We start from the raw sequence: 21,502 nt of genomic DNA, 5'->3' as shown, positions 1-21,502 counted from the left end.
GCCACGTCTCGGAGGGATGGCGGGGACGGGTGACCGGCCTCGGCGGGGGTGGCCGACTTCCGCCGCGCGGCGTTCGGTCACCTGGCAGGCTGGACCGGTGGACAGGGAGCGGGTGACGGGTTGGCTCGCGGCCTACGAGGAGGCGTGGCGGACGCCGGGGACAGGCGCGCTCGACGGGATCTTCACCGCCGAGGCGCGCTATCTGCAGGGGCCCTACCGGACACCGGTCGTCGGCCTGCCGGCCATCGCCCGGATGTGGGAGAGCGAGCGCGACGGCCCCGACGAGGTGTTCGAGATGAGCAGCGAGATCGTCGCGGTCGAGGGTGACACCGCGGTGGCGCGCGTGGAGGTCCGGTACGGCGATCCGGTGGTCCAGGAGTACCGCGACCTGTGGATCATGCGGTTCGCCGAGGACGGGCGTTGCAGGTCGTTCGAGGAGTGGCCCTTCTCGCCGCCGCGGTCGACCTGACTCGGGTCGCCGGCTCGCCACGTCGTCGCCGACCGAGCGGCGCGGGTCGACCTCCGGGACCGGGCCACGGCCGCGCGGCCGCCGGCCCGGGCCTCGGCGTCAGGGCTTGACGGCCAGGACGGGCCGGTCGGCGTCGAGCAGGATGCGCTGTGCGGCGCTGCCCAGGAACAACTTGCCGACCGGCGAGCGGCGGCGCAGGCCGATCACGATCACCGAGGCGTCCACCTGGTCGGCGACCCGTACCACCTCCTCGGCGACGTCCCCGGTGTGGGCGTCCTGCCGGATCTCGATCTCCACGCCGGCCGCCGTCGCGCGCTGGACCAGGGTCTGGACCGCTGCCTCGCCGGCGGTGGTCGCCTCCAGCCCGGCGCAGTCCGCCGCCCTCTGGGCGCTGCGCGAAGGGATCTCCGAGGCGCAGAACCACGAGGGCCCCAGCCTCAAGCACGACGTCAGCGTCCCGGTCAGCCGCATCCCGGCATTCGTCGAACGCACCGATAAGGCCCTCGAGAAGGTCGTTCCGGGCGTCCGGATCGTGGCGTACGGCCACGTCGGCGACGGCAACCTGCACTACAACCTCAGCAAACCCGAGGGCAGCGGCGACGACGAGTTCCGGGCGCGCGCCGCTGACCTCGCCCGCGTCATCTACGACTCGACCCGCGCGTGCGACGGCAGCATCAGTGCCGAGCACGGGCTGGGGCAGTCGAAGCGCGGGATCATCGCCGACTACAAGAACAGCCACGAGCTGGACCTCATGCGCGGACTCAAGCAGCTGTTCGATCCGCGGGGGTTGATGAACCCTGGCAAGCTCCTGCCGTGCTCGGGTCACTGAGCAGGCCGAACGGGCAGCTACCGAAACGGCTTCAGTCTGTAGTTTTCCCTGGTCAGCCGCTAGTCTGGCGACAGTCGCAGGGTCCATCACCGCCTCCGTGACGCGTCCTGAGCCGCGGGAGGATCCGGGTCGCGATCCCGTGCCAGGACGCCGGTGCGCAGCGCCGCTCACCGCAGCGTCCGAGTACCACCGCAGGTGCCGCACCATCCCGTACGCCGACATCCACACCGAACCGCGCGCCGCTCACCGGCTCGGCCAAGCCGGCTCCGCTTCGTCCGCCGGCACAGCCAGGAACCGTTGCTCGGCACCGGCCAGGTCGAGCTGTCCGCCGGCGGGCCGGCGGGGTCCGCATCGGCGGTACGGCGTCGAGGACGGCGGCGACCCCGGCCCGCGTGCGCAGGACTTGCGCCGCCGTGCTGTCCACGCGGCCGCCACCACCGGTTCCGGTGCGCGGCCCCGAGGGGAGAAGAGGAAGACATGACCGGTCAACTTGCCGGCAGGAACGTCATCGTCACCGGAGGGGCCCGGGGAATCGGTCGGGGCATCACCCTCCGACTGGCCACCGCGGGAGCGAACGTGGTCGTCTGCTACCGGACCGAGGGCCCGCACCTCGAGGCGCTCGCCCGGCAACTCGCGGACACCCCGGGCCGCCACCGCCTGGTCCGGGCCGACGTGACCGACGCCGGAGACGTCGAGCGGCTCGTCGGCGACGCCCGGAGCAGCCACCGGACGGTGCACGGACTGGTGCACAACGCGGGGGTGATCAGCACCGTGCCGTTCGGCGAGCTGACGCCGCAGGAGTGGCACCGGGTGGTGGACACCAGCCTCACGGCGGCCTACCTCGTCGTCAACAAGACGCTGCCGCTCATGACGGCGGGCGCCTCGGTGGTGGCGATCGGGTCCCGGGCGGCCACCGTCGGGATCCCGCTGCGGGCGCACTACACCGCGGCGAAGGCCGGACTCGTCGGGCTGATGCGCTCGCTGAGCAAGGAACTGAGCCCGCAGGGCGTCCGGGTGAACGTCGTGGTTCCGGGCATGATCGAAACCGAGGAGGCGGTGCGGGCCGGGAACGAACAGCGGCGGGCCTTCGTCGAGAACCACTCCCACCGGATCCCGTTGGGGCGCTACGGCCGGCCGGAAGAGGTGGCCAACGCGGTGACCTTTCTGCTCAGCGACCAGTCCTCCTACATCACCGGGGAAACACTCCACGTCGACGGCGGCATCTGAGACACCCTCCGCGCCGGCCCGGCCCGCGTTCGACGGCGCGCTCTGCCCTCCTCCGGAATCCTGCGGACCTGTTACGTCTGGTGCCGGGGCACCGATCCATAGATGTAGCGCTTTCGCAGCCGGAGGAGAGGTCTCATGTCATTCGCCCGGTTACTCGGCGGTGCCGCCGTAGCCACCGCCCTCGTCGCCGTCGCGGCGACTCCCGCACAGGCGGCCGTCAACGATCCGTTGTACGACAAGCAGTGGGGCCTGCGGCAGATCCATGCCGAACAGGCGTGGGCAACGAGCAGGGGAGCCGGGGTGGTGATCGCGGTCGTGGACACCGGTGTGGACCTCAACCATCCGGATCTTCAGGCCAAGCTGGTGCCCGGGGCGACCTTCGTGGATTGCGGAACGGCCTCGTGCGGCAACGGTGACTGGCGCGGCCCAGACGGCGTGCCTGACGACGGCGACGAGCACGGCACCCACGTGGCGGGCATCGCCGCCGCGGCCACCGGCAACGGTGTCGGGGTGGCCGGCGTCGCCCCCGACGCGAAGATCATGCCGGTCAAGGTGCTCGAGGCGGGCAGCGGCAGCTTCGCCGACATCGCCGCGGGCATCCGCTACGCGGTCGACCACGGCGCCAAGGTGGTCAACCTCAGTCTCGGCGCGCTGCCGGGCTCCCAGGCACTCACCCTCACCGGTCTCGAGTCGGACGCCACCGAGGCGATCGCGTACGCGCAGGCGAAGGGGGTTGCGGTCATCGCCGCCGCCGGCAACGAGACCGCCCCGCTGTGTGACACCCCGTCCTGGGAAGCGGGCGCCCTCTGCGTCACCGCCACCGACCGCAACGAGGTGAAGGCCTGGTATTCCAACCTGGGGGTGAAGACCGACCTGAAGGCGGTCGCCGCCCCCGGCGGCGCCGGCCTGGTCAACTGTGACGACGACGTGTGGTCCAGCGTCCCGGTGGGCAGCGGCTCCGCCGCGTGTGGGCAGGGCGACTACGACGCGTACGCCGGCACCTCGATGGCGACGCCGGCCGTGTCGGGAGTCGCGGCCCTGCTCTTCGCCCAGGGGCGCAGCCTCGACAACGTGTACTCGGTGCTGATGTCGACCGCCCGTACCCCGGTCACCGGCCTGCGCGGTGTCTACTCACCGCTGTACGGCTGGGGCATCGTCGACGCCCAGGCCGCCGTCGCCGCCCCCCGCGCCTGACCCGAACGGACCGCCGGTCCGCGACGACGTCCGAAGCCCCAGCTCAGGAACATCACCCTGAGCTGGGGCTTCGCGCTGTAGCGAGACGGCCGCCGCGCCGCCCGGTCGGGTGATCAGCGGTAGCACCGCCAGGCGTACGGATCGTCCGGGGTGGCGGTCCGCGCGTAGGCGCCCGAACCGTACGTGTCGCGGCAGGCGACGGTCATGTCGACGATGGACGCGGAGAGCAGGCTCGTGCACTGCCAACGGCCGTCGTTGCGGGGATCTGCCGAGCCACCGGTGTGCCGATCGCAGTACCGCTGGACCATGTTCGTCACCCCGCGGCTGGTCGACGGGCCGAGCAGCGCCGGGCTCGGGCTCGGCGTCGGCGTCGGCGTGGCCTTCTTGGTGGTCGGGGTCGGGGTCGGCGTGGCGGAAGGCGTGACCGACGGGCTTGCGCTGGGCGTGGCGGACGGTGTGACCGACGGGGTGGCGCTGGGCGTGGTGGACGGTGCCGCGGAAGCGGGCGGCGCCGAGGGCGCCTCCGGGAGGATGACCGGCTCCCCGGACGGGTCCGGCGGAGCGGTTGCCGCCGACACCGGCAGCCCGGCCGCCGGGGGCCGGCCCGACCACCAGCCGACCGCCAGCGCGCACAGCAGCGCCCCCAGCGCCAGCCCGCCCGCCGCGATCAGCCAGCGCCGCCGTCCGTCGGGCGGCCGTGGGTGGGCATCCCGCTCCCGGGTGTGCCTCCGCCGGGGCCGCCCGGGTGCGTCGGGCGCCGGACGGCGGTACTCGTCGCGGCCGGCGTGCGGGTAGTGCCCATCGTGGGCGTGCGCCGCCTCCGGCTGGGCGTACGGTTCCCGCGGCGCGGCGTACGCGTCCTCGTGCTGACCGTCGCGCTCGTCGTGGGCCGGCTCGGGATGGGCCGCCGAGTTCCACTGCCCGTACGCCCCGTCGTGCTGCCCGTACTCGTCGGCGTACCGCTGATGCCGGGGCCTCGCCCGCCGCCCTTCGTGCTCCTGGTAGGTGTGCGAGGGCTGGTACGACGCCTCGTACGGGTCCGACACGTCGTCGCGCCACTGCGGTGTGGCAGGCTCGGGCCGCTCACCGGGGCTGTCACCTGTTGCCAGCCGCGACCGCCGGGCGATCCAACTGTCCAGGCCGTGCGCCACGTCGTCGTGATCCTGGGCAGCCCCATCGGCGGAGCGAGCGGTCGATCTCTCGGCCACGGTCGCCGGCCTCCTCCGAGCGCACAGGTGCGGACAGCTAGCTGACCTTACTCACCATCGGCCAAATGTCCACTCGGCCATCCCGCGAACAGACGGCAGACCTGCCCTGCTGGAGGCGGGTGCCCGGCGGGGTCCGCTCGAAGATGCTGAAGACCCACCGCTGAGGGCGGTACGGGTGGTCAGAGCGCGAATCCCTGGACGGGATGTCGTGATCCGTCGGGCAGGATGATCTCCGCGGAGTTCGCAGCCCAGCCCACGGCGGCGGTCCAGGCTTGTCGCGCCGGGCCGTGGCCGCGGAGGTTGACCTGGGCGCCGTCACCGAACACGACCGTTCGCTCGAATGGGCGGCGGTGCGCCTGCTCACGCTGTCGTACTTCGATCTGCCAATCGGTGCAGTCGGCGTCGCTGTCATCGACGATCAGATGACGCACGCCGGTGACGTCGCTGGCGAAGTGATACGTCGGCAGGGGTGAGGACGAGTCCACTCGCTGAGTTTCGCGCATGCCCATGACTCCCGTGCCGCCGTGTCCCCACCGGTCCGAGCGCCGGGGCTCACCAGGCCCTTGACGGCCAGGCATGACGGCCGGGCGGGACCACGGAGGGGTGGGGGCCCGTGGTCCCGCCCGGCGCGGAATGGCCGCGGCACGTGCGACCACCCACGTGATGGGCGTCAGCGGGTGCTCCGCCGTTACGCCACTGGCGACGCCCCTTGGCTGTTGCGGTTCGGGACAGCGCGCAGATGAACATCAGTAGACGTGCCCAACAGAAGTGCGAGCGGAGGCGCGGTGAGTACTGGGACGAGTTGGCAGCACGACGTCGTCACGGAGGGCGGGTCGACGTGCATCCTGCTGTCCGGAGAGCTTGACCTGGAAGCTGTCGAGCAACTCCGTGACCTGCTCAGGACGTCGACCCAGGCCAGTACGGAGGTGCTGGCCGACCTCGCGGCGGTCAGCTTCATCGACTCGACCGTGATCGGCCTGTTCATCGAAACCCGCCACGCCACGGCGACGAGTGGCCGTAGCTTCGCAATCCAGAACCCGAGCCCACCGGTGCGCAGGGTCTTCGACGTGATGGGCATTTTCGAGTTCCTGGCTGAACGCGGCTGACCGCCACGCCGATCGGATCCCTGCGGAGTGGTCGAAGCGGTGCGCGGCGCCCATGCCTGGTCTGCGGCATCTCCCGCGCCAGGCTGGCCAGGGGAGGCGCCTGCGCGCCGGTGACGTCGGCGCTGTCGTGCCCCTAGACCACCAGGCGAGGAGACAGCGTACGGACGGTTGGCCCGTCCGGGTCGCTGTAGTCGACGACGAGGTCCGCGTCCCCGTCGTGGCGGCCGTCTCCTATGGACGCGCGGGAGGGAGCGCCAGGTTCGCTGTCCTCCGTGGTGCGGATGCTGATGCGGTAGACCTCGCTGTCGTTCGTCGCCTCCGCGCCGTCGACGATCATCACGAAAGCGTCGGTGCTGTGGCGGGTTGCGGTGGGGTCGCCGGGCGTGGGGACACTCGGCGTGGGTGCCAGGCAACGGCAGGCCCTGCCGCGGGCGTGTAGCGCCCGGGTGAGCTGCCCGGCGAAGGTCAGACGCGAGGCGGAGCAGGTCACCGAGACCTGTAGCCCTTTGCCGATTGCCGCGGAGACGATGCCGTCAGCAACCGCTGCCAGCACCTCCCGCTCGCGTGCCGATGACGAAAGGCCGGCGGTCATGACATCCTCCAATCCCCACTGACCGTCTCAACCCGTGAGGGCGTTGAGTTGGCAACGTGCGTCCCTGGTGTTGCGGTCCTGGCAGCCGAAGGCGGTCGCGAACGAGCGGAGAGGCTGTCGCTTCCGCCCAGGCATCGAAGGTCCAGCTTGAACCCTCCAGCCTGATCAAGCGCTGAGCTGCTGATCAGCGTCACATCAATGGACATCGCTGTGATGGCGCGCGTGGATGTCCCGGCCCAGCCGCATGGCGATGCCGCTCGCCCCGCGCCGTGGGCCAACCGCGGCAGGGATAGGGGTATCACAGTTTCCAGTTTGCGGCCGCTGGGTAAGGTCACCTCGCTAGCGGGGGATTCGCGTGAAGAACGGTCCATGGGTCATGAGTGAGCTGACGGCACACCTCGATGTGCCTCTCGGCGTCCACGCCCCGGGCGCTGCGCGCCGCGCCATCACCGCCGTACTGGAAGGGTGGGGCTTCCGCGACCAGGACTGGCTCGACGCGGCGGCGGTCATCGCCAGCGAGTTGGTCAGCAACGCCGTGCGGCACGGCGGCGGCTGCATCGAGTTCACCGCCAGGTGCCACGAGAGGCGGGTGGTGCTGTCCGTGGCCGACGGGTCATCGGTCGTGCCGCGCCGCCGGGATCCCGACTCGGCAGGGGGACGCGGCATCGCCGTGATCGAGGCGCTGTCCGACCGATGGGGGGTGCATGATCATGAAGGTGGAAAGAGGGTGTGGGTCGAGCTGCCACCCTGTCTTCCCGTGACCACCGGGCAGTTCGGCAGCGCCAGGGAGCCAGTCCTGAACGATCCGGCCCCTTGGGCCTAGTGCTCGGGCAGGAGATCCGACGTTGCGGGCGTCGGTGGACGAAGGGTCGTTCCGAGCCACGAAGACCAGTCTCGGTCTCGGCCAGCACGGATCTCTACCGGAGTGCCGAGGCGGCTGGTCTCTAGGACGCCTGGCGGACGGGCATGTCGGCCAGCCAGACGTCGGCCAGGTCGCCGAGGGGGACGTCGAGAGCCTGGCTGAGGCAGACCACAGTGCCGAACGCCGGTGCGGGAAGGCGACCCGCCTCGATCTTGCGCAGCGTCTCGGGGGAGATGCCGGCTGCCACGGCCACCTCGACGAGGCTGCGGCCGGCCCGCGCGGCCCGGAGGGCGGCTCCGAGGCGCTGGCCCGCGGCGATCTGTTCGGCGGTGAGTGGTTGGCGAACCATGCGAGCAGGATATCCCTCCGGAGTGCCCCCGACCGGGCGTGGTATAAAAATACTGGTATAAAAATACCGCATCCGGAGAGGGAGGCTGTCGTGATCGAGCTCAAGTCCGCCGAGGAGATCGGCCGGATGGCGGTGGCCGGCCAGTTCGTCGGCGAGCTGCTCGCCGAGCTGAGCGGTGTCGCCGCGGTCGGCGTCAACCTGATGGACCTCGAGCACCACGCCCGCCGCCGGATCAAGGAACGCGGCGCCGAATCCTGCTACTGGGACTACGCTCCTTCGTTCGGCCGCGGCCCGTTCCGCAACGTGCTGTGTCTGTCGGTCAACGACGCGGTGCTGCACGGCCTGCCGCACGACTATGTTCTGCGGGACGGTGACCTGCTCAGCATCGACATGGCGGCCGGCATCGACGGCTGGGTCGCCGACTCGGCCCTCTCCGTCATCGTCGGCACCCCCGACCCGGCCGACCTGAAGCTGATCGAGGCCACCGAGGTCGCGCTGGAGGCCGGCATCACCGCCGCCCAGCCCGGTGGCCGCCTCGGCGACATCTCCGCCGCGATCGGCGAGGTCGCCCACTCCTACGGCTACGGCGTCAACGCCGAGTTCGGCGGCCACGGCATCGGCCGCACCATGCACGAGGCCCCGCACGTCTCCAACAACGGCCGCGCCCGCCGCGGCATGAAGCTCGACCCCGGCCTCACCATCGCCATCGAGCCCTGGTTCTGCCGCTCCACCGACAAGATCACGTTCGACAACGACGGCTGGACGATCCGCTCCGCCGACGGCTCCCGCACCGCCCACTCCGAACACACAGTCGCCATCACGGCTTCCGGCCCCCAGGTCCTGACCCGCCGCCCCACTCACGGCGCCACCTCGGCCGACGCCACCAAAAAGCCCGCCACAGCCTCCTGACCCACGGCCCGCCTCGGGGCGTGACTCAGGGGCCGCCATCTCGGCCTCGGGGACGTCATTATGCGGCGCTATCGTCCGAAGCCTCGGCCTTTTCCGCCCGGGAATTCTCGACCTCTGCTTCGCCGTTCTTGAAGCGCCGGCAACGGTTTGCGGCGACCGATTGTCGGTCGAAGAATGTGGTAGTTGCTACTGGGATCCGGTAAGTATTTCGTAGATACCGGCTACCCGGAGTTGTCGCTGAACGAACTCGCTGAGTTCCCGCACCACCAACGCGGTGCCGTGTCGCTGGGCGGCCCGATGAGCGGCAAGAAGGGTGGTCAAGCCGGTCGAGTCGAGGAAGGTCACGTGCAGCATGTCCACCACCAACTTCGGCGGACGCCGGCGGCTGACCTCTTCCTCGACGGCGGCCAGCAGTTCGCCGGAGGTGGAGACGTCAATTTCCCCACGGACATGAAGCAGTGTCGTGCCGTCCACTGCTGATGATGTACTGATCGTGAGGTTACCCACGAGTCCGGTGTTCTTTCATGCTTGGGCGCCCCTCCCGTTGAGCATTCCGTAGCACCATAAGCGTTCGCCGACATTCAGAAAGACGCAGGGGGCTGAGCGAAGATCTCGCCATCGATGCCCGCCGGCTCGGGCCGCTCACCGCGTCGATGGATCGCTGCTAGGCCGATGCGGCCCAGTTCGGACAGGTGGCTGGGCTGATCGGCCTGCGGCCGAGCCGGCCTCGTCCCGGACTGCGCCACATCGGGTAGGCCTTGCTGCCGTCCGGGAGACCGAATGGTTCGTGCAGGACGTAGCCCTGCCGGGCGTACAGATCCCGCTCGGCGATCGTTGTCGCCTCCGCGTAGGCGGGAAGCCGGGCGTGCCCCATTCGAGCGTTGCTGGTGGCGAGCAGGGCCGTGGCACGCCTGAGGCGGTGGGGTGCCGCCGCGACGGCGAAGAACGCCAGGTGATTGTGGGGGCCCTCGGGTCGGTGACGCCGCAGGACATCGTCGAGATGGAGGAAACGGTCGACGTACTCGGCGCACGCGACGGCGAGTTTCTCGCCGTACCAGGTCGGCGGCGGGACGAGGCCGTACCGGTGCAGCCACACGGCGGCGGCAGAACGATCGTGGAGCAGATAGGCCTCGCCGCGCAGGAGGGCGTGTTCCGTCCAGACCTCGATGACGTCGCTGAGCACGTCGCGTCGGCGGTGTTCGTCGGGTACGAGCCAGGCGCCGACGGGGCCGGCGGCGAAGGGACCGACGACGAGATCGACGATGTCGGGGATGTCGTGCCAACTGGCGCGCCAGACGGGCAGGGTGCGATTCACGTGGTTCTCCTGAGGCAGGCGTGGTGTTCGGGTCCGGTGCCGGACGTGATGCGATCAGGGCGATCGGCCCGGCGGTTGGCGTGGTCCGCCCTGCGGCGGAACCCATTCCGCGGTGCCCGTGGCCGACGGGCGGTGGGGAAGCAGCCGGCGTCAGGCGTGGCCATGGTGGCGGGTGCCCGACGTCAGGCGCGCGCAGTGGCAACGGCGAGGCCCGTGACGTGACGTGGTCAGGACGGCCGCGATCAAGGTGGTGACGAGGGCTGCGGACCTGCCGCGGTAGGCATGACCCACCCGCTGTCCCGCCTGCTCGTCGGCGCGCCGGTCAGGCGGGTCTGGTGTCCGGTTGGCGCGATACGCCAACCAGGGTGCCGCACTCGCGAGCGCGGTGGCCGACAAGCCGCAGGTCCGGGGACCAGGAAGCGGACGAGGCGCCAGCGGCGATGCCGGCGCTGCCGCTCGCCGAGCCGCTGCCGGCCGTGCTGGTGGAGGCGGCAGGTGTGACGCTGGGGAACTGGCCGGGCTCCTGCTGCCGCGGCACCCTGATCCGCTCGCCGGTGCCGGCGGACGCGACATCGCCATGTGCCGTCCTGACCCGCGCCGTGGGCGACGCGGTCTTCGGATGGAGCGAGCCGGTCGGCGGCACCGGGCGGGCGATCGCGCCGGCCATGCCAGTCGTCGACGGGTCCGCGGCCGGTGCCGGCGTGACGACGGGATCATCGGGAGCCGCCGGAGGCGCGGTGGGTCCGCCGATGATCGGCTGGGTGAGGTCGAGCACCGGGGCCAGGAGGGGCGGCAGGACCTCGACGATTGGTTCGGTGACCGGCTGCAGGGCGCTGCCGACGGGCTTCACCAGCGTTGCGGAGGTGTCGACGACGTCCGCCGCCAGGCCCACGACCGCGCGGGTCACCGGCGTGATCGTCTCGACGGCCCTTCCCGCGCCCGGGTCTGCGGCTGGCGCGGTCGCCGCTCGGCGTTCTGGCGCCTTCGTCCTCGCCGGCCGCTCAGCCGAAGGCGCCCGTACCCGCAGCCGCACGCCCGCCCGGGGTCGGCTTCTGTCGACGACCGCGGCAGCACCGGTGGTGTCCGGTGCGCCCGGACCGAGCCAATCAGGTGGCGGGTAGGACGGGCAGATGAGGGAGTCGGCGAGCAGCGTCGTGTCAACCTGGAGGAGGTCGCCGACGAGGCAGGGCCGGGTTCGCTCGACAGCCTGAGCCGGATCGTCAGCGATGGCGTTGCACAGTCCCCATGCCGCGGTTACCCCTCCGAACAGCAGCGCCCCGCGCAGCGTCCACCGAGCCAGTCGGATTCGACACCGCGACAACCGGGCACCTCCGAAGGGAGCACTTTCTCCTTGCGCCAAGCTCTTCGATTGTGCAGGGTGCAACGGCTCCGACACGCTGCGGCATGCTCCGACACGCCGAAAGATTGACGATCCCCAAAGAAGCGGGACAACCAGGGGATATGCGGACGTTCAGCCTGCGTGAGCGGCCTTGACGGGTCATTCGCAGCGATCCTCCGACCCCCGGCCGTACGGCTCGCAGCAGTCCGGGCGGTGCCGGTACACGCGCAGGTCGCGCCCCTGCCGAAGACCGCGCTCGGAGGTGATCTCGTACAGGCACGCCTGCCACACGACGGTCTCCCCGCCGCCGGGCACCACCTGGCCGTCACCCGGCCCGCCGCGCAGCAGCACGTCCATTCCCTGACCGTACGTAATCGGCGACGACCGGACCCGGCGTACCGCTCGGGCCGCCGGCACGCAGGGCGAAGGTCAGCGCCGCGGGGCTTCGCCGGCGCCTCCCGGCGCTGCGGTCTACCGCGGGTGGGTACCCAGGCGGTTCGGCCGTCGGTCGGGCTGGGCGGAGCAGGCACGGACCGTGCGGAGCAGGAAGCCGGGCAGACGGAGCTCCCGGCCGCCCGTCTCCGCCGCCACGTCGATCTCGCTGACCTCCGCGTCGACCCACTCGGGTTCGGGGAAGCTCGCCCGCAGGAACTCCTCGGTCACGCCCCAGCTCTGGCCGGCCCTCAGCGAAACCGCCAGTACGAAGACGGTCGCGCCCGGCGCGGCGAGGCCCGGCAGCAGCGCGAGGTAGTCGGCCTCCTCGCCGGCGCCGCGCCGGCAGAGGCTGTGCAGCAGACCGGAGTCGAACACCGAGTCGAACGGCGCCGACGGCACCGACAGGTCCGTGGCGTCCTGCACCTCGAAGTGCACCGTCAGGCCCTCGTCGGCGGCCTTGGCGCGGGCCATGTCGATCGCCACCCGCGAGATGTCGATCGCCGTCACGTCGTAGCCGCGGCGGGCGAGGGCGAGCGCGAGGTCGCCGGTGCCGCAGCCGACGTCGAGCACCTTCGGGCCCTTCACCCCGTCGAGCACCTCCGCGAGAGCCGGCTGCGGACCACCGATGTCCCAGGGCGGCCCGCCGGAATCGGCGGTGTCGCGGTAGACCTCGTCGTAGTCGATGTCATAGGGCCCGTCGCCGTCGGCGTTGCGTGCGGTCACCGCCACACCCCCTGGACAGCCAGGTCGCCGGATCCGTACGACCGGCACGGTCACGCGGTCGGCAAGACGCGTGTCGGGGCCACCCTACGTCGCGGACGGTGGCGAGGTTCACCCACCTCGCCGGCGATCACGAGGCGATGCGGTTCAGTTCGGTCAGCGCGTCCTCGGGGAGCGGCAGCTCAGCGGCGGAGACGTTCTGGCGCAGATGGGTCACGGAGGAGGTGCCCGGGATGAGCAGGATGTTGGGGGAGCGCTGGAGCAGCCACGCCAGCGCGACAGCCATCGGTGTGGTGCCGAGGCGGGCAGCCACGGCGTTCAGTTCCTCGGACTGGAGTGGGGAGAAGCCGCCGAGCGGAAAGTACGGCACGTAGGCGATGCCCTGGGCGGCGAGGGAGTCGATCAGCGCGTCGTCGTCCCGGTTTGCGATGTTGTAGAAGTTCTGCACGCACACGATCGGCGCGATGGACTGTGCCTCGGCGATCTGCTCGGCGTTGACGGTGCTCAGACCGAGGTGCTTGATCAGTCCCTCCTGCTGCAGTTGCGCGAGCACGGTGAACGGTGCGGAGATCGGACCGGGGGTGGGCCGGTCGAACCCGCCGACGCGCAGGTTGACGATGTCGAGAGTGTCCACTCCGAGGTGGTCCAGGTTGTCGTGCACGGCCTGGCGCAGCTGGTCGGGAGCCAGCGCTGGCAGCCAGTTCCCCTCGGCGTCGCGCAGCGATCCGACCTTGGTCACCAGGTGCAGGTCCTCCGGATAGGGGTGCAGGGCCTCCCTGATGAGTTCGTTGACGATGACCGGCCCGTAGAAGTCGGCGGTGTCGATGTGGTTGACGCCCAGGCGCACGACCTCGCGCAGTACGGACACGGCAGCGTCGGGGTCGGCCGGTGGGCCGAACACGTGCGGGCCTGCCAACTGCATGGCGCCGTATCCCATGCGCGTGACCGTCAGATCCTCGGCCATGGTGAACGTCCCGCCGGGAACTCTGGTCGGTGTCACGACGATTCCTCTCGCTGTTGCCGCAGATTCCCCGTGCTTCCCGCCACAGCGGCCGCCAAACTGCCGGCCTCTCAGCCGAGACCGCGGTGGGCGGCCCACAGCACGGCGGCGCGGCTGGCGGCCTCACCGATCAGGGTCACCAGCTCGGGCCGGTCGGGGACCGGGAACGACACGTACGTGCCGCGGCCGCCGCGGGTCGGTCGGCCGTACGCCTTCGCCGCGAGGCGCCCGTCGGGGAGGAGCCGGACGTTGAGGGTGGTCAGCGTGAATTCCTCACCGCGTCGAGTGTCCGTCCAGCGGAGCCCTTCCGGGATCGTGACGTTGATCGCCAGGGCGCTCACCTCGAGGGCGGCATCGCTGCTCATGGCCGCATCTTCTCACCCGGGGCTCGGCTCGGCTCCGGGCTCACCGATCGGTGTCGTCGTCGCCGAGGTCACGGACGAGCGGGTCCGGGGCACGCATGCGCCACGCGTCGGTGACGAGCTCCGTGAGACGATCGACGCCCACCTCTGGCAACCGCAGCATGACCAGTGGCAACCCGTCGTACGCCGGCGTGGTGAAGAAGAGTTCGGGCTCGCCGAGCAGCAACGCCTGCTTCTCGGCCTCGTCGCCGACGTACAGCACGGCGATGTCCGTCCGGATTCGGCGTGGCTTCCCGGGTCTGCGCTCGGGATAGGACCAGACGAAACCCTTGTCGGCGACCCGGAAGTCGAAGCCGTCACTGTCGATCTCGACCACGTGTGGCAGCGCCAGCGCCAGCTGACGAACGTCGTCGGCGTCAGCCATCGAGATGGCCTCCGCACACCGCCCCGTCCATCCGGACAGCCTAACCACCGTGCCGCCGCACCGGCCCGCCGGATTCGACCGGTTCAAGTGGCCCGTCCGCCACTGGAACCGGCCGCCGGTCATGCGCCGATCACGCCGGCGGTCAGGACAGTCCGGACACGAGGTGGGCGACGTCCTCGGCGCAGCCGTAGGACAAGGTGACCCCGGCGCCACCATGGCCGTAGCAGTGCACGACCGGACCGCGGTCGGTGAACTCGGTTTCCAGCCGTACGGTCGGGCGCGCCGGACGTAGGCCCACGCGCTGGCGGAGGATGCGGGCCTGGTCGAGCGCGGGGACGAGGCGGCTGCACCGGTCCAGGATGGCCTCGGTCGTTGCCGGCCTGACGTTCACATCCTCGTCGCCCTCCTCGGCGGTGCCACCGAGCAGCACCGTGTCGCTCCGGGGTACGACGTAGACCAGTCGTTCGGGATCGGTCTGGTCGAGGAGCCACTCGGTCAGGCCGAACTGCGCGACGACGATCACCTGTCCACGTACCGGCGTGAGGCTCGCGTCGTGGACCAACTCCCGGGATCCCAGCCCGGTGCAGTTCACCACGGCGTCCACGTCCTCGAACGCCTCGGCCAGATCCTCCAGGTGCCGGATCCGGACGACGACTCCCGCCGTTGCCAACCGGCCGAGCAACCAGGGCAGATGCGTCGCCATGTCCACCACCGGAACGCTCAGCTCGTAGCCGTCGACGTAGCCGGCCGGTAGTCGCCCGGCGGCAACCCGACCCAGCTCGGGAACCGCGTCCCGCCACCACGGGTCGGCGGTGTGCTGGCGGAACAGCTCCTGCCCGAGGCGCATCCGAACGCCGGCGGACGGATCGGCGGTCAGGCCGCGCAGCACCTGATAGGTGGTCGCGGACCATCGGGTCACGTCCGCCTCCGGGTACGCCCGGTAGGGATACCAGAGTGCGGCGGCGACGGACGACGTGGTCCCGGTTCCCACCTCCGCGGCGACGACGTCGACCTGATGACCGGCCTCCGCCAGGCGGAGTGCGCTCGTCAAGCCCACCACACCGGCACCGACGACCCTGACCCTCATGGCTGGAGATCACACCACATCGGGGTGTCGTCCCAGCTCTGCGGTGCCCGTCGTTTCCCGTTCCTGGAACGTTCAACCAGCTGTCACTGCCTGCGTCGGGTGCCGCTCCTAGGTTGCTTGCGGCTACGAAAGAAGGGGCTCATGGCTGCACTCCTCGCAATCCGGGCTCGCGGGATCACCAAATGTTTCGGCGATGTCGTGGCGCTCGACGGCATCGATCTGGATGTCGCGCAGGGACAGATCCACGGCCTGGTCGGGCCGAACGGCGCCGGCAAGACCACATTGCTCGGTCTCCTGCTGGGCCTGGCCGTCGCCGACGGCGGCCGCCTCGAGATCCTGGGTACGCCGGTCGGGCGGGCGCTCGCCGCGCCCGACGGTGTCGCCGGATTCGTGGACGGGCCCGGCCTCTATCCCTCGCTCACCGCCAGGCAGAACCTCACCGCGCTGGCCGCCCTTCGCGGCCAGGACGCGTGCACGGTGGGGATCGACGACGTGCTCGACCAGGTCGGGCTCACCGATGTCGCCGACGACCGGGCCGGCGGCTTCTCCCTCGGTATGCGCCAACGGCTCGGGCTCGCCGCCGCCCTGCTCACGAAGCCCCGGCTGCTCGTGCTCGACGAACCTGCCAACGGCCTCGACCCGGCCGGCAAGAACCACGTACACGATGTCCTCACCCGGCTCGCGGCGGACGGAACCAGTGTGGTGCTGTCGAGCCACCGGATGGACGACCTCGAGGCACTGTGCTCCGAGGTCACCATCGTCGCCACCGGACGGGTCGTCTTCTCCGGCCCGCTCAGCAAGCTGGCCGCCGAGAACCGCGAACTCGACTACCGGCTGGTCACCTCGGACCCGCGGGCCGCTCGCCGCCTGGCGGTCGACACCGCCGGGGTCCGCGTCGTCGACGACGCCGGGGTACGGCACGACGCCGAGGTGCTCGTGCGCGCACCGGTGCCCGCCCTCGACGAACTGGTCGTGCGACTCGTGCAAGCGGGCGTCGCGGTGCGCGAACTCGCGCCCGTGGTGTCGCCGCTCGAAGCCGCGTTCCTCGCCCTCACCGAGCAGCAGGAGGCCCGCCGATGACCGCGACACTCGTCGACGACCGAACTGTCGACGTCCGCCGCGTGCGGGTGACGCGCGGCTACCGCTTCGAACTCGTCAAGCTGGTCTCGCAGTGGCGGATCCGCCTGCTGGTCCTCGCCTGCTGGATCGCCCCGGGGCTCTTCGTCGCCGCAGTGAGCCAGCAGAGTTCGCTCCCCGTCGACACCCTGTTCGGCCGGTGGATGCACGCCACGGGATGGGCCGCACCGCTGGTGCTGCTCGGTTTCGCGGGCACCTGGGCGCTCCCGCTGCTGACCTCGCTGGTCGCCGGCGACGTTTTCGCCGCCGAGGACCGGCTCGGCACCTGGCGCCACCTGCTCGTGGTGGTCCGGTCGACGCGACGGATCTTCGCCGCGAAGGCACTGGCCAGCCTCACCGTCATCCTGCTGCTCGTGGCCGGGCTGGCCGGTTCCAGCACGGCCGGCGGGCTCATCACGGTCGGCAACCAGCCGCTGGTCGGTCTCGACGGTCACCTGCTGGCGCCGGCGGACGCCGCCGGGAAGGTCCTGCTCGCCTGGGTCTGCGTAATCGCCCCGACCCTGGCCCTCGCCGCGATCGGACTACTCGGGTCCGTCGCGCTGGGGCGGTCCCCGATGGGACTGCTGCTGCCCGCGCTCGTCGCGCTCGCGATGCAGCTCGCCCAGATGCTGCCGCTCCCCGTCGCCGTACGCCTGGCCCTGCCCGGCTACGCCTTCATCGCCTGGAACGGCCTGTTCACCAGCCCGGCGCAGCTCGGCCCGCTCCTGATCGGCATCGTGGTCAGCCTGGTGTGGACCGTGACCGCGACGGCGCTGGCCTACCGGCTCTTCCTGCGGCGCGACTTCACCAACCCGACCTACGACGGGTCCGGGCGCCGAGCGGTCACCGCCGGAGTCCTGCCCCTCGTCGGGCTGATCGTCGCGACGGTCGCGGTCGTCGCGGCGGCGACCCCGGCCACGGGGTCCGGGATCGAGCAGGACAAGGTGCAGCGCTCGGTCGCCACGGCATTCGCCCACCTCTACCGCATGCAGGCCAGGCAGCTCAACCGCCCCGACGTCACCGAAGCGCAGCTGAGAGCCACGGCGGCGTGCAGCAAGGGCGGCGGCAAGGTCACCGCGCAGGGGCCGGGCAACGACTGGCGTTGCGTCGTCTCCTGGCATCTCCCTGACGTCGAGGCCACGGGTGCGGCCATCTACCAGCTCGACGTCACCGCAGACGGGCGGTTCGTGGCCGACGGCGACGGACCGAAGGAAGTGAACGGCTACTTCCTGGTGCGGACCCCGACCGGGGACGCGCCGAACCCGCTCTGGCAGTTCGACGGGAACGTCGAACTGCCCTCCACCACGAAGGGATAGCTCAATGCAGGTAACACGCCGCCGTCGGCGTGTCGAGAAGGACCGGTTCGGTCTTCTCGGTCGACGCATCGGCCGCAGGATCCCCCTCGTGACGGCAGGCACCACCGCTGTCGTCGTCGTCGCCGGCACCGGCATCGGATTCGCCCAGACGCACCAGTTCGGCACCGACCAGGTCGGCCAGCTCACCGACAAGGGCCTGGTCGTCTCCGACGACCAGTACATCAGCCCCATCGGCGAGCGTCTCGTCATCAACAACGGCAAGATCATGTCGTCCTCCGTCAGCCCGGACGGCAGCCACCTCGCGGCTTCGGTCACCGACGGTGGGATGGCGCTCGCCATCGTGGACCTGAAGAACTGGAAGGTGCAGCAGCTCGTCGGCAACAACGCGGCGGCGAATCTGCGCATCAGCGGCAACGACGTGGGCCAGGAAGGCCCGACGTACTCGCCCGACGGTTCGCAGCTGTGGCTCGGTCAGGCCGACGGCTACCGAAGGTTCACCGTGAATGCGGACGGCTCCCTCGCCAACCCGACGTTCATCCGGATCCCGCAGGACGGGCCGAAGCGGGCGCTGGTGGGTGAGGCCGTGTTCTCGGCCGACGGTGCCACGGTGTACTCCGCGGTCAACGGTCAGAACCGGGTGGTCGCCATCGACGCGGCGACCGGGGCGATCCAGCAGAGCTGGGCCGTGGGCAACGCTCCACGTGACCTTCTCAAGGTGGGGACCAAGCTCTACGTCAGCAACGAGGGCGGGCGTCCGGCATTGCCCGGCGAGCCCACGATCAACTCGTACCACACCCAGGTGCTGGCCGACCAGGTGACCGCCGCAACCCTCAGCGGCACGGTCAGCGTCATCGACCTGGCGAACCCGGCCGCCGTCCCCTCGAGCATCGACGTCGGTCTGCACCCGACCGCGCTGTACGCCAGGAACGGGGCGCTGTTCGTCACCAACACCGCCAGCAACGACGTATCGGTCATCGACACCGCGAGCAACAAGGTCGTCCAGACCATCGCCACCCAGCCGTGGCCGGAGGCCTCGGTCGGCTACCAGCCCAACGCGGTGACCCTCACCGACGACGGTCACCTGCTGGTGACGCTCGGCCGCGCCAACGCGGTCGCCGTCTACCGGTACACGACCCCGCTGGAGCCGGTCAGCTACGTGGGCCTGCTCCCGACCGACTACTTCCCCGCGGAGATCACCGCCGTCGGCAACGACGTCCTGATCTCCAACACCCGTGGTATCGACGCACGCCGCCCCAACAACCCCGCCGGCCACGGCACCCACGACACCACGTCGAGCCTGCAGCGGTTCACGCTGCCGAGCGACGAGGTCGTCAAGTCCGAGACCGGCAGGGTCTTCAGCCAGAACGGCTGGCACGGCGGCTCGGTCACGCTGACCGAGCGCACGGGCGACGCGAAGCCGGTACCGGTCCCGCTTCGGCTCGGCGACCCCTCGACGATCAAGCACGTCTTCCTGATCGTCAAGGAGAACCGGACCTACGACCAGGTCTTCGGGGACATCCCGGAGGGCAACGGCGGCCCGTCGCTGGCGCAGTTCGGTGAGAACGTGACGCCGAACCAGCACGCGTTGGCGAAGCAGTTCGGGCTCTACGACAACACGTACGACATCGGCACGAACTCGGCCGAGGGCCACAACTGGCTGATGCAGGCCGACAACCCGGAGTACACCGAGTCCTCGGCCGGTGAGTACATCCGCAGCTACGACACGGAGGACGACGCACTCGGCCACCAGCGGACCGGCTTCCTCTGGACCGGTGCGCAGGCCGCCGGGAAGACGGTGCGGAACTTCGGCGAGTTCCACCAGTTCCTGTCCAAGCCGGCCGGCGCGAGCTGGCAGAACCTGTACTGCGACACCAGGAACATGGCGGCGACCGGGCAGGACACCGCCTACCGCATGGTCTCGTCATCACCGATCCCGTCGCTCAACAACGTGTCGGTGCCCGGCTACCCGAAGTACGACCTCGGCGTCCCGGACATCTACCGGTACGAGATCTGGAAGCGTGACTTCGAGGAGAACGGGCCGGCGAACCTGAACATGTTCTGGCTCTCCAGCGACCACACGGGTGGCCCGCCGAACGCGGCCGCTCAGGTCGCGGACAACGACCTCGCGGTCGGCAAGATCGTCGACACGATCTCGCACAGCCCGTACTGGAAGGACTCCGCGATCTTCGTGGTCGAGGACGACTCGCAGGCTGGCCTGGACCACGTCGACGGCCACCGTGCCCCGATCCAGATCATCAGCCCATGGGCCCGGCGCGGCGTCGTCGACAGCCACTACTACACGCAGATCACCATGATCCGGACCATCGAGCAGATCCTCGGGATCCACCCGATGAACCAGAAGGACAGCGCGGCCAGCCCGATGCGTGGGGCGTTCACCCAGAACGCCGACCTCACCCCGTTCACCGTGCTGCCCAACCGGACCTCGCTGACCGCGGGTCTGAAGACCCCGCCTGCCTGCGGCCTGGACACCCCCGCGCCGCAGAACCCGAACGCCGCGGCCGCGCCGTCGGCGACGGTGCCGGCGGACAAGCAGCCGGTGGCGGCGCAGTGGGACGAGTGGAAGTCGCACCAGCGGCTGACCGGGCCCGACGCCAAGCCCGACTTCGCGAACCCCGCGCAGATGAACCACTTCACCTGGTATCAGGCGCACGACTGGAAGAAGCCGTACCCGGGCGAGGACAAGATCTTCGCGCCGGAGGACGTGCCGGGCGCCTACCTCCCGTCGCCGGAGTCCGACGGCTGACCCGGCCTGATCGCGTCAAGGGGCTCCGGACCGGCATCACCGCCGGCCCGGAGCCCCTTCTGCTTTCTGTGTGCCAGGTCGCGTACGAGCAACTGTGACGAGCGCCCGCGCCCGCAAGCCTCTGCCGCCGCCTCAGGCCCGGTCGCGGGACGTCCACCCCTGCCGGTGGAGTCTCTCGAACCCGTCGAGCAGCAGGTCGAGCGCGAACTCGAACTCGGACTGGTCGTCGCAGCCATGGCCTACGACCGAGCCCTCGTCGTGACCGGCGGACATCGCGATCTCCGCGATGTGGGGGTACCTGCTGAGCAGTTCGCGGAACATGGCCGCCTCCATCTCCGGGTCCGCCGGCGGCGGTGAGGCGGAGAACAGTTCCTGGGTGAACCCCCACACCCGGCTGCCGAGCGCGTGCATGACGTGGTGGGTGAGGTCGACGGAGAAACCTCCGGCCCGGAACATGCCGGCGATCGAGTTCAGGTAGTCCAGGACGACCAGGGTGGGCCTCGGGCGGGACTCGATGACGCGCGATGCCCACGGGTGGCGAAGCAGGGCACGTCGAGCCGAGAGGATTCGCTGCCGGACCGCCGGCTTCCAGTCGGCGCCGCCGACCGGCGGATCGATCTCGCCGACGACTACATCGACCATGCCGTCGAGGAGTTCCTCCTTGTTGGCCACGTGCTTGTAGAGCGCCATCGGTACGACACCCAGCTCCTGGGCGAGGTTGCGCATGCTCACCGAGTCGACGCCGGCCTGGTCGGCGAGCGCGACGGCGGCCCGCAGCACCCGGTCCCGGTTGAGGGGGACCCGGCGCGCCGCGTCCACCTGCTGCTGGGCCATACCCGCCGCCTTTCCTGTGACTCGGTCGCCAAACCGTATCGCCTC

General features: G+C 70.6%; 25 protein-coding genes. 10 read left to right on the top strand and 15 right to left on the bottom strand.

The features are described 5' to 3' along the window. Positions 1 to 97: 97 nt before the first annotated feature. Complete coding sequence (locus ACGFI9_RS03850) at positions 98 to 469, top strand: nuclear transport factor 2 family protein (RefSeq protein ID WP_393174559.1); 372 nt, start codon at positions 98 to 100, stop codon at positions 467 to 469. A gap of 99 nt (positions 470 to 568) precedes the next feature. On the opposite strand, the gene ACGFI9_RS03845 is transcribed toward ACGFI9_RS03850, so the two are convergent. Then, positions 569 to 910 carry a universal stress protein gene (locus ACGFI9_RS03845; RefSeq protein WP_393174557.1) on the bottom strand — a complete coding sequence of 114 codons (342 nt, stop codon included), beginning with the start codon at positions 908 to 910 and terminating at the stop codon, positions 569 to 571. On the opposite strand from ACGFI9_RS03845, the gene ACGFI9_RS03840 reads away from it, so the two are divergent. From ACGFI9_RS03840 to ACGFI9_RS03830, 3 genes are all read left to right on the top strand, one after another. After that, positions 819 to 1,298: an FAD-binding oxidoreductase gene (locus ACGFI9_RS03840; protein WP_393174555.1), complete on the top strand. Its 480-nt coding sequence runs from the start codon at positions 819 to 821 to the stop codon at positions 1,296 to 1,298. The genes ACGFI9_RS03845 and ACGFI9_RS03840 overlap by 92 nt on opposite strands. A gap of 477 nt (positions 1,299 to 1,775) precedes the next feature. Further along, positions 1,776 to 2,525: an SDR family NAD(P)-dependent oxidoreductase gene (locus ACGFI9_RS03835; RefSeq protein ID WP_393174553.1), complete on the top strand. Its 750-nt coding sequence runs from the start codon at positions 1,776 to 1,778 to the stop codon at positions 2,523 to 2,525. Positions 2,526 to 2,660: 135 nt separating this feature from the next. Beyond that, complete coding sequence (locus ACGFI9_RS03830; RefSeq protein ID WP_393174551.1) at positions 2,661 to 3,719, top strand: S8 family peptidase; 1,059 nt, start codon at positions 2,661 to 2,663, stop codon at positions 3,717 to 3,719. Between the two features lie 113 nt (positions 3,720 to 3,832). Here the strand turns inward: ACGFI9_RS03830 and ACGFI9_RS03825 are convergent, their stop codons facing one another. Then, the gene (locus ACGFI9_RS03825; protein WP_393174549.1) at positions 3,833 to 4,927 is read right to left on the bottom strand and encodes a hypothetical protein; all 1,095 of its coding nucleotides are present in this window, start codon (positions 4,925 to 4,927) and stop codon (positions 3,833 to 3,835) included. Positions 4,928 to 5,106: 179 nt separating this feature from the next. Then, positions 5,107 to 5,430, bottom strand: a complete 324-nt coding sequence (locus tag ACGFI9_RS03820; protein WP_393174547.1) for a hypothetical protein — start codon at positions 5,428 to 5,430, stop codon at positions 5,107 to 5,109. Positions 5,431 to 5,712: 282 nt separating this feature from the next. On the opposite strand from ACGFI9_RS03820, the gene ACGFI9_RS03815 reads away from it, so the two are divergent. Beyond that, a complete protein-coding gene (locus tag ACGFI9_RS03815) occupies positions 5,713 to 6,033 on the top strand; it encodes an STAS domain-containing protein (RefSeq protein ID WP_393174545.1) in 321 nt (106 codons plus the stop codon). Positions 6,034 to 6,166: 133 nt separating this feature from the next. Here ACGFI9_RS03815 and ACGFI9_RS03810 read toward each other — a convergent pair whose 3' ends face one another. Next, a complete protein-coding gene (locus ACGFI9_RS03810) occupies positions 6,167 to 6,625 on the bottom strand; it encodes a hypothetical protein (RefSeq protein ID WP_393174543.1) in 459 nt (152 codons plus the stop codon). Positions 6,626 to 7,001: 376 nt separating this feature from the next. On the opposite strand from ACGFI9_RS03810, the gene ACGFI9_RS03805 reads away from it, so the two are divergent. Beyond that, on the top strand, positions 7,002 to 7,448 hold the full coding sequence (locus tag ACGFI9_RS03805; protein ID WP_393174541.1) for an ATP-binding protein: 447 nt from the start codon (positions 7,002 to 7,004) through the stop codon (positions 7,446 to 7,448). A gap of 121 nt (positions 7,449 to 7,569) precedes the next feature. Here ACGFI9_RS03805 and ACGFI9_RS03800 read toward each other — a convergent pair whose 3' ends face one another. Beyond that, positions 7,570 to 7,836 carry a helix-turn-helix domain-containing protein gene (locus ACGFI9_RS03800; RefSeq protein ID WP_393174539.1) on the bottom strand — a complete coding sequence of 89 codons (267 nt, stop codon included), beginning with the start codon at positions 7,834 to 7,836 and terminating at the stop codon, positions 7,570 to 7,572. A 90-nt stretch (positions 7,837 to 7,926) separates the two neighbouring features. On the opposite strand from ACGFI9_RS03800, the gene map reads away from it, so the two are divergent. Next, positions 7,927 to 8,745: a type I methionyl aminopeptidase gene (gene map, locus ACGFI9_RS03795; protein ID WP_393174537.1), complete on the top strand. Its 819-nt coding sequence runs from the start codon at positions 7,927 to 7,929 to the stop codon at positions 8,743 to 8,745. A gap of 186 nt (positions 8,746 to 8,931) precedes the next feature. On the opposite strand, the gene ACGFI9_RS03790 is transcribed toward map, so the two are convergent. From ACGFI9_RS03790 to ACGFI9_RS03750, 9 genes are all read right to left on the bottom strand, one after another. After that, positions 8,932 to 9,252 (bottom strand): STAS domain-containing protein, encoded by a 321-nt coding sequence (locus ACGFI9_RS03790; RefSeq protein ID WP_393174535.1) that lies wholly within the window; start codon positions 9,250 to 9,252, stop codon positions 8,932 to 8,934. A gap of 157 nt (positions 9,253 to 9,409) precedes the next feature. Continuing rightward, positions 9,410 to 10,060, bottom strand: a complete 651-nt coding sequence (locus ACGFI9_RS03785) for a hypothetical protein (protein ID WP_393174533.1) — start codon at positions 10,058 to 10,060, stop codon at positions 9,410 to 9,412. A 322-nt stretch (positions 10,061 to 10,382) separates the two neighbouring features. Next, on the bottom strand, positions 10,383 to 10,967 hold the full coding sequence (locus ACGFI9_RS03780) for a hypothetical protein (protein WP_393174531.1): 585 nt from the start codon (positions 10,965 to 10,967) through the stop codon (positions 10,383 to 10,385). A gap of 591 nt (positions 10,968 to 11,558) precedes the next feature. Further along, positions 11,559 to 11,756: a hypothetical protein gene (locus ACGFI9_RS03775; protein WP_393174529.1), complete on the bottom strand. Its 198-nt coding sequence runs from the start codon at positions 11,754 to 11,756 to the stop codon at positions 11,559 to 11,561. Positions 11,757 to 11,870: 114 nt separating this feature from the next. Continuing rightward, positions 11,871 to 12,557, bottom strand: coding sequence for a class I SAM-dependent methyltransferase (locus ACGFI9_RS03770; RefSeq protein WP_393174527.1), 687 nt, complete (start codon positions 12,555 to 12,557; stop codon positions 11,871 to 11,873). A gap of 127 nt (positions 12,558 to 12,684) precedes the next feature. Further along, positions 12,685 to 13,554 carry an aldo/keto reductase family oxidoreductase gene (locus ACGFI9_RS03765; protein WP_393174525.1) on the bottom strand — a complete coding sequence of 290 codons (870 nt, stop codon included), beginning with the start codon at positions 13,552 to 13,554 and terminating at the stop codon, positions 12,685 to 12,687. 71 nt (positions 13,555 to 13,625) lie between these two features. Next, positions 13,626 to 13,919: a hypothetical protein gene (locus ACGFI9_RS03760; RefSeq protein WP_393174523.1), complete on the bottom strand. Its 294-nt coding sequence runs from the start codon at positions 13,917 to 13,919 to the stop codon at positions 13,626 to 13,628. Between the two features lie 40 nt (positions 13,920 to 13,959). Then, positions 13,960 to 14,340 carry an MmcQ/YjbR family DNA-binding protein gene (locus ACGFI9_RS03755; RefSeq protein ID WP_393175229.1) on the bottom strand — a complete coding sequence of 127 codons (381 nt, stop codon included), beginning with the start codon at positions 14,338 to 14,340 and terminating at the stop codon, positions 13,960 to 13,962. 142 nt (positions 14,341 to 14,482) lie between these two features. Next, a complete protein-coding gene (locus ACGFI9_RS03750) occupies positions 14,483 to 15,427 on the bottom strand; it encodes an FAD-dependent oxidoreductase (protein WP_393174521.1) in 945 nt (314 codons plus the stop codon). Between the two features lie 141 nt (positions 15,428 to 15,568). On the opposite strand from ACGFI9_RS03750, the gene ACGFI9_RS03745 reads away from it, so the two are divergent. The 3 genes from ACGFI9_RS03745 (at position 15,569) to ACGFI9_RS03735 (ending at position 20,623) form a co-directional block, all read left to right on the top strand. After that, on the top strand, positions 15,569 to 16,507 hold the full coding sequence (locus tag ACGFI9_RS03745; protein WP_393174519.1) for an ABC transporter ATP-binding protein: 939 nt from the start codon (positions 15,569 to 15,571) through the stop codon (positions 16,505 to 16,507). Next, entirely contained in the window at positions 16,504 to 17,859 is a 1,356-nt protein-coding gene (locus ACGFI9_RS03740) for an ABC transporter permease (protein WP_393174517.1), read from the top strand. Before ACGFI9_RS03745 ends, ACGFI9_RS03740 begins: the two co-directional genes overlap by 4 nt. Before the next feature lie 88 nt (positions 17,860 to 17,947). After that, complete coding sequence (locus ACGFI9_RS03735; RefSeq protein WP_393174515.1) at positions 17,948 to 20,623, top strand: bifunctional YncE family protein/alkaline phosphatase family protein; 2,676 nt, start codon at positions 17,948 to 17,950, stop codon at positions 20,621 to 20,623. Between the two features lie 132 nt (positions 20,624 to 20,755). On the opposite strand, the gene ACGFI9_RS03730 is transcribed toward ACGFI9_RS03735, so the two are convergent. Further along, on the bottom strand, positions 20,756 to 21,457 hold the full coding sequence (locus ACGFI9_RS03730) for a TetR/AcrR family transcriptional regulator (RefSeq protein ID WP_393174513.1): 702 nt from the start codon (positions 21,455 to 21,457) through the stop codon (positions 20,756 to 20,758). Between the last annotated feature and the right edge of the window lie 45 nt (positions 21,458 to 21,502).

The sequence above is a fragment of the Micromonospora sp. NPDC048930 genome, from assembly GCF_043197935.1.
GTDB lineage: Bacteria > Actinomycetota > Actinomycetes > Mycobacteriales > Micromonosporaceae > Micromonospora.
The sequence above is the reverse complement of the archived record's forward strand: the minus strand, read 5'-3'. Positions and strand labels throughout refer to the sequence as shown.

Bases quoted from the DNA above. Each gene is read 5' to 3' on its own strand.
- ACGFI9_RS03745 (WP_393174519.1), top strand. From the start codon at position 15,569: ATGGCTGCACTCCTCGCAATCCGGGCTCGCGGGATCACCAAATGTTTC.
- ACGFI9_RS03740 (WP_393174517.1), top strand. From the start codon at position 16,504: ATGACCGCGACACTCGTCGACGACCGAACTGTCGACGTCCGCCGCGTG.
- ACGFI9_RS03800 (WP_393174539.1), bottom strand. From the start codon at position 7,836: ATGGTTCGCCAACCACTCACCGCCGAACAGATCGCCGCGGGCCAGCGC.
- ACGFI9_RS03760 (WP_393174523.1), bottom strand. From the start codon at position 13,919: ATGAGCAGCGATGCCGCCCTCGAGGTGAGCGCCCTGGCGATCAACGTC.
- ACGFI9_RS03810 (WP_393174543.1), bottom strand. From the start codon at position 6,625: ATGACCGCCGGCCTTTCGTCATCGGCACGCGAGCGGGAGGTGCTGGCA.
- ACGFI9_RS03755 (WP_393175229.1), bottom strand. From the start codon at position 14,340: ATGGCTGACGCCGACGACGTTCGTCAGCTGGCGCTGGCGCTGCCACAC.
- ACGFI9_RS03830 (WP_393174551.1), top strand. From the start codon at position 2,661: ATGTCATTCGCCCGGTTACTCGGCGGTGCCGCCGTAGCCACCGCCCTC.
- ACGFI9_RS03750 (WP_393174521.1), bottom strand. From the start codon at position 15,427: ATGAGGGTCAGGGTCGTCGGTGCCGGTGTGGTGGGCTTGACGAGCGCA.
- ACGFI9_RS03805 (WP_393174541.1), top strand. From the start codon at position 7,002: ATGAGTGAGCTGACGGCACACCTCGATGTGCCTCTCGGCGTCCACGCC.
- ACGFI9_RS03835 (WP_393174553.1), top strand. From the start codon at position 1,776: ATGACCGGTCAACTTGCCGGCAGGAACGTCATCGTCACCGGAGGGGCC.
- ACGFI9_RS03775 (WP_393174529.1), bottom strand. From the start codon at position 11,756: ATGGACGTGCTGCTGCGCGGCGGGCCGGGTGACGGCCAGGTGGTGCCC.
- ACGFI9_RS03820 (WP_393174547.1), bottom strand. From the start codon at position 5,430: ATGCGCGAAACTCAGCGAGTGGACTCGTCCTCACCCCTGCCGACGTAT.
- ACGFI9_RS03730 (WP_393174513.1), bottom strand. From the start codon at position 21,457: ATGGCCCAGCAGCAGGTGGACGCGGCGCGCCGGGTCCCCCTCAACCGG.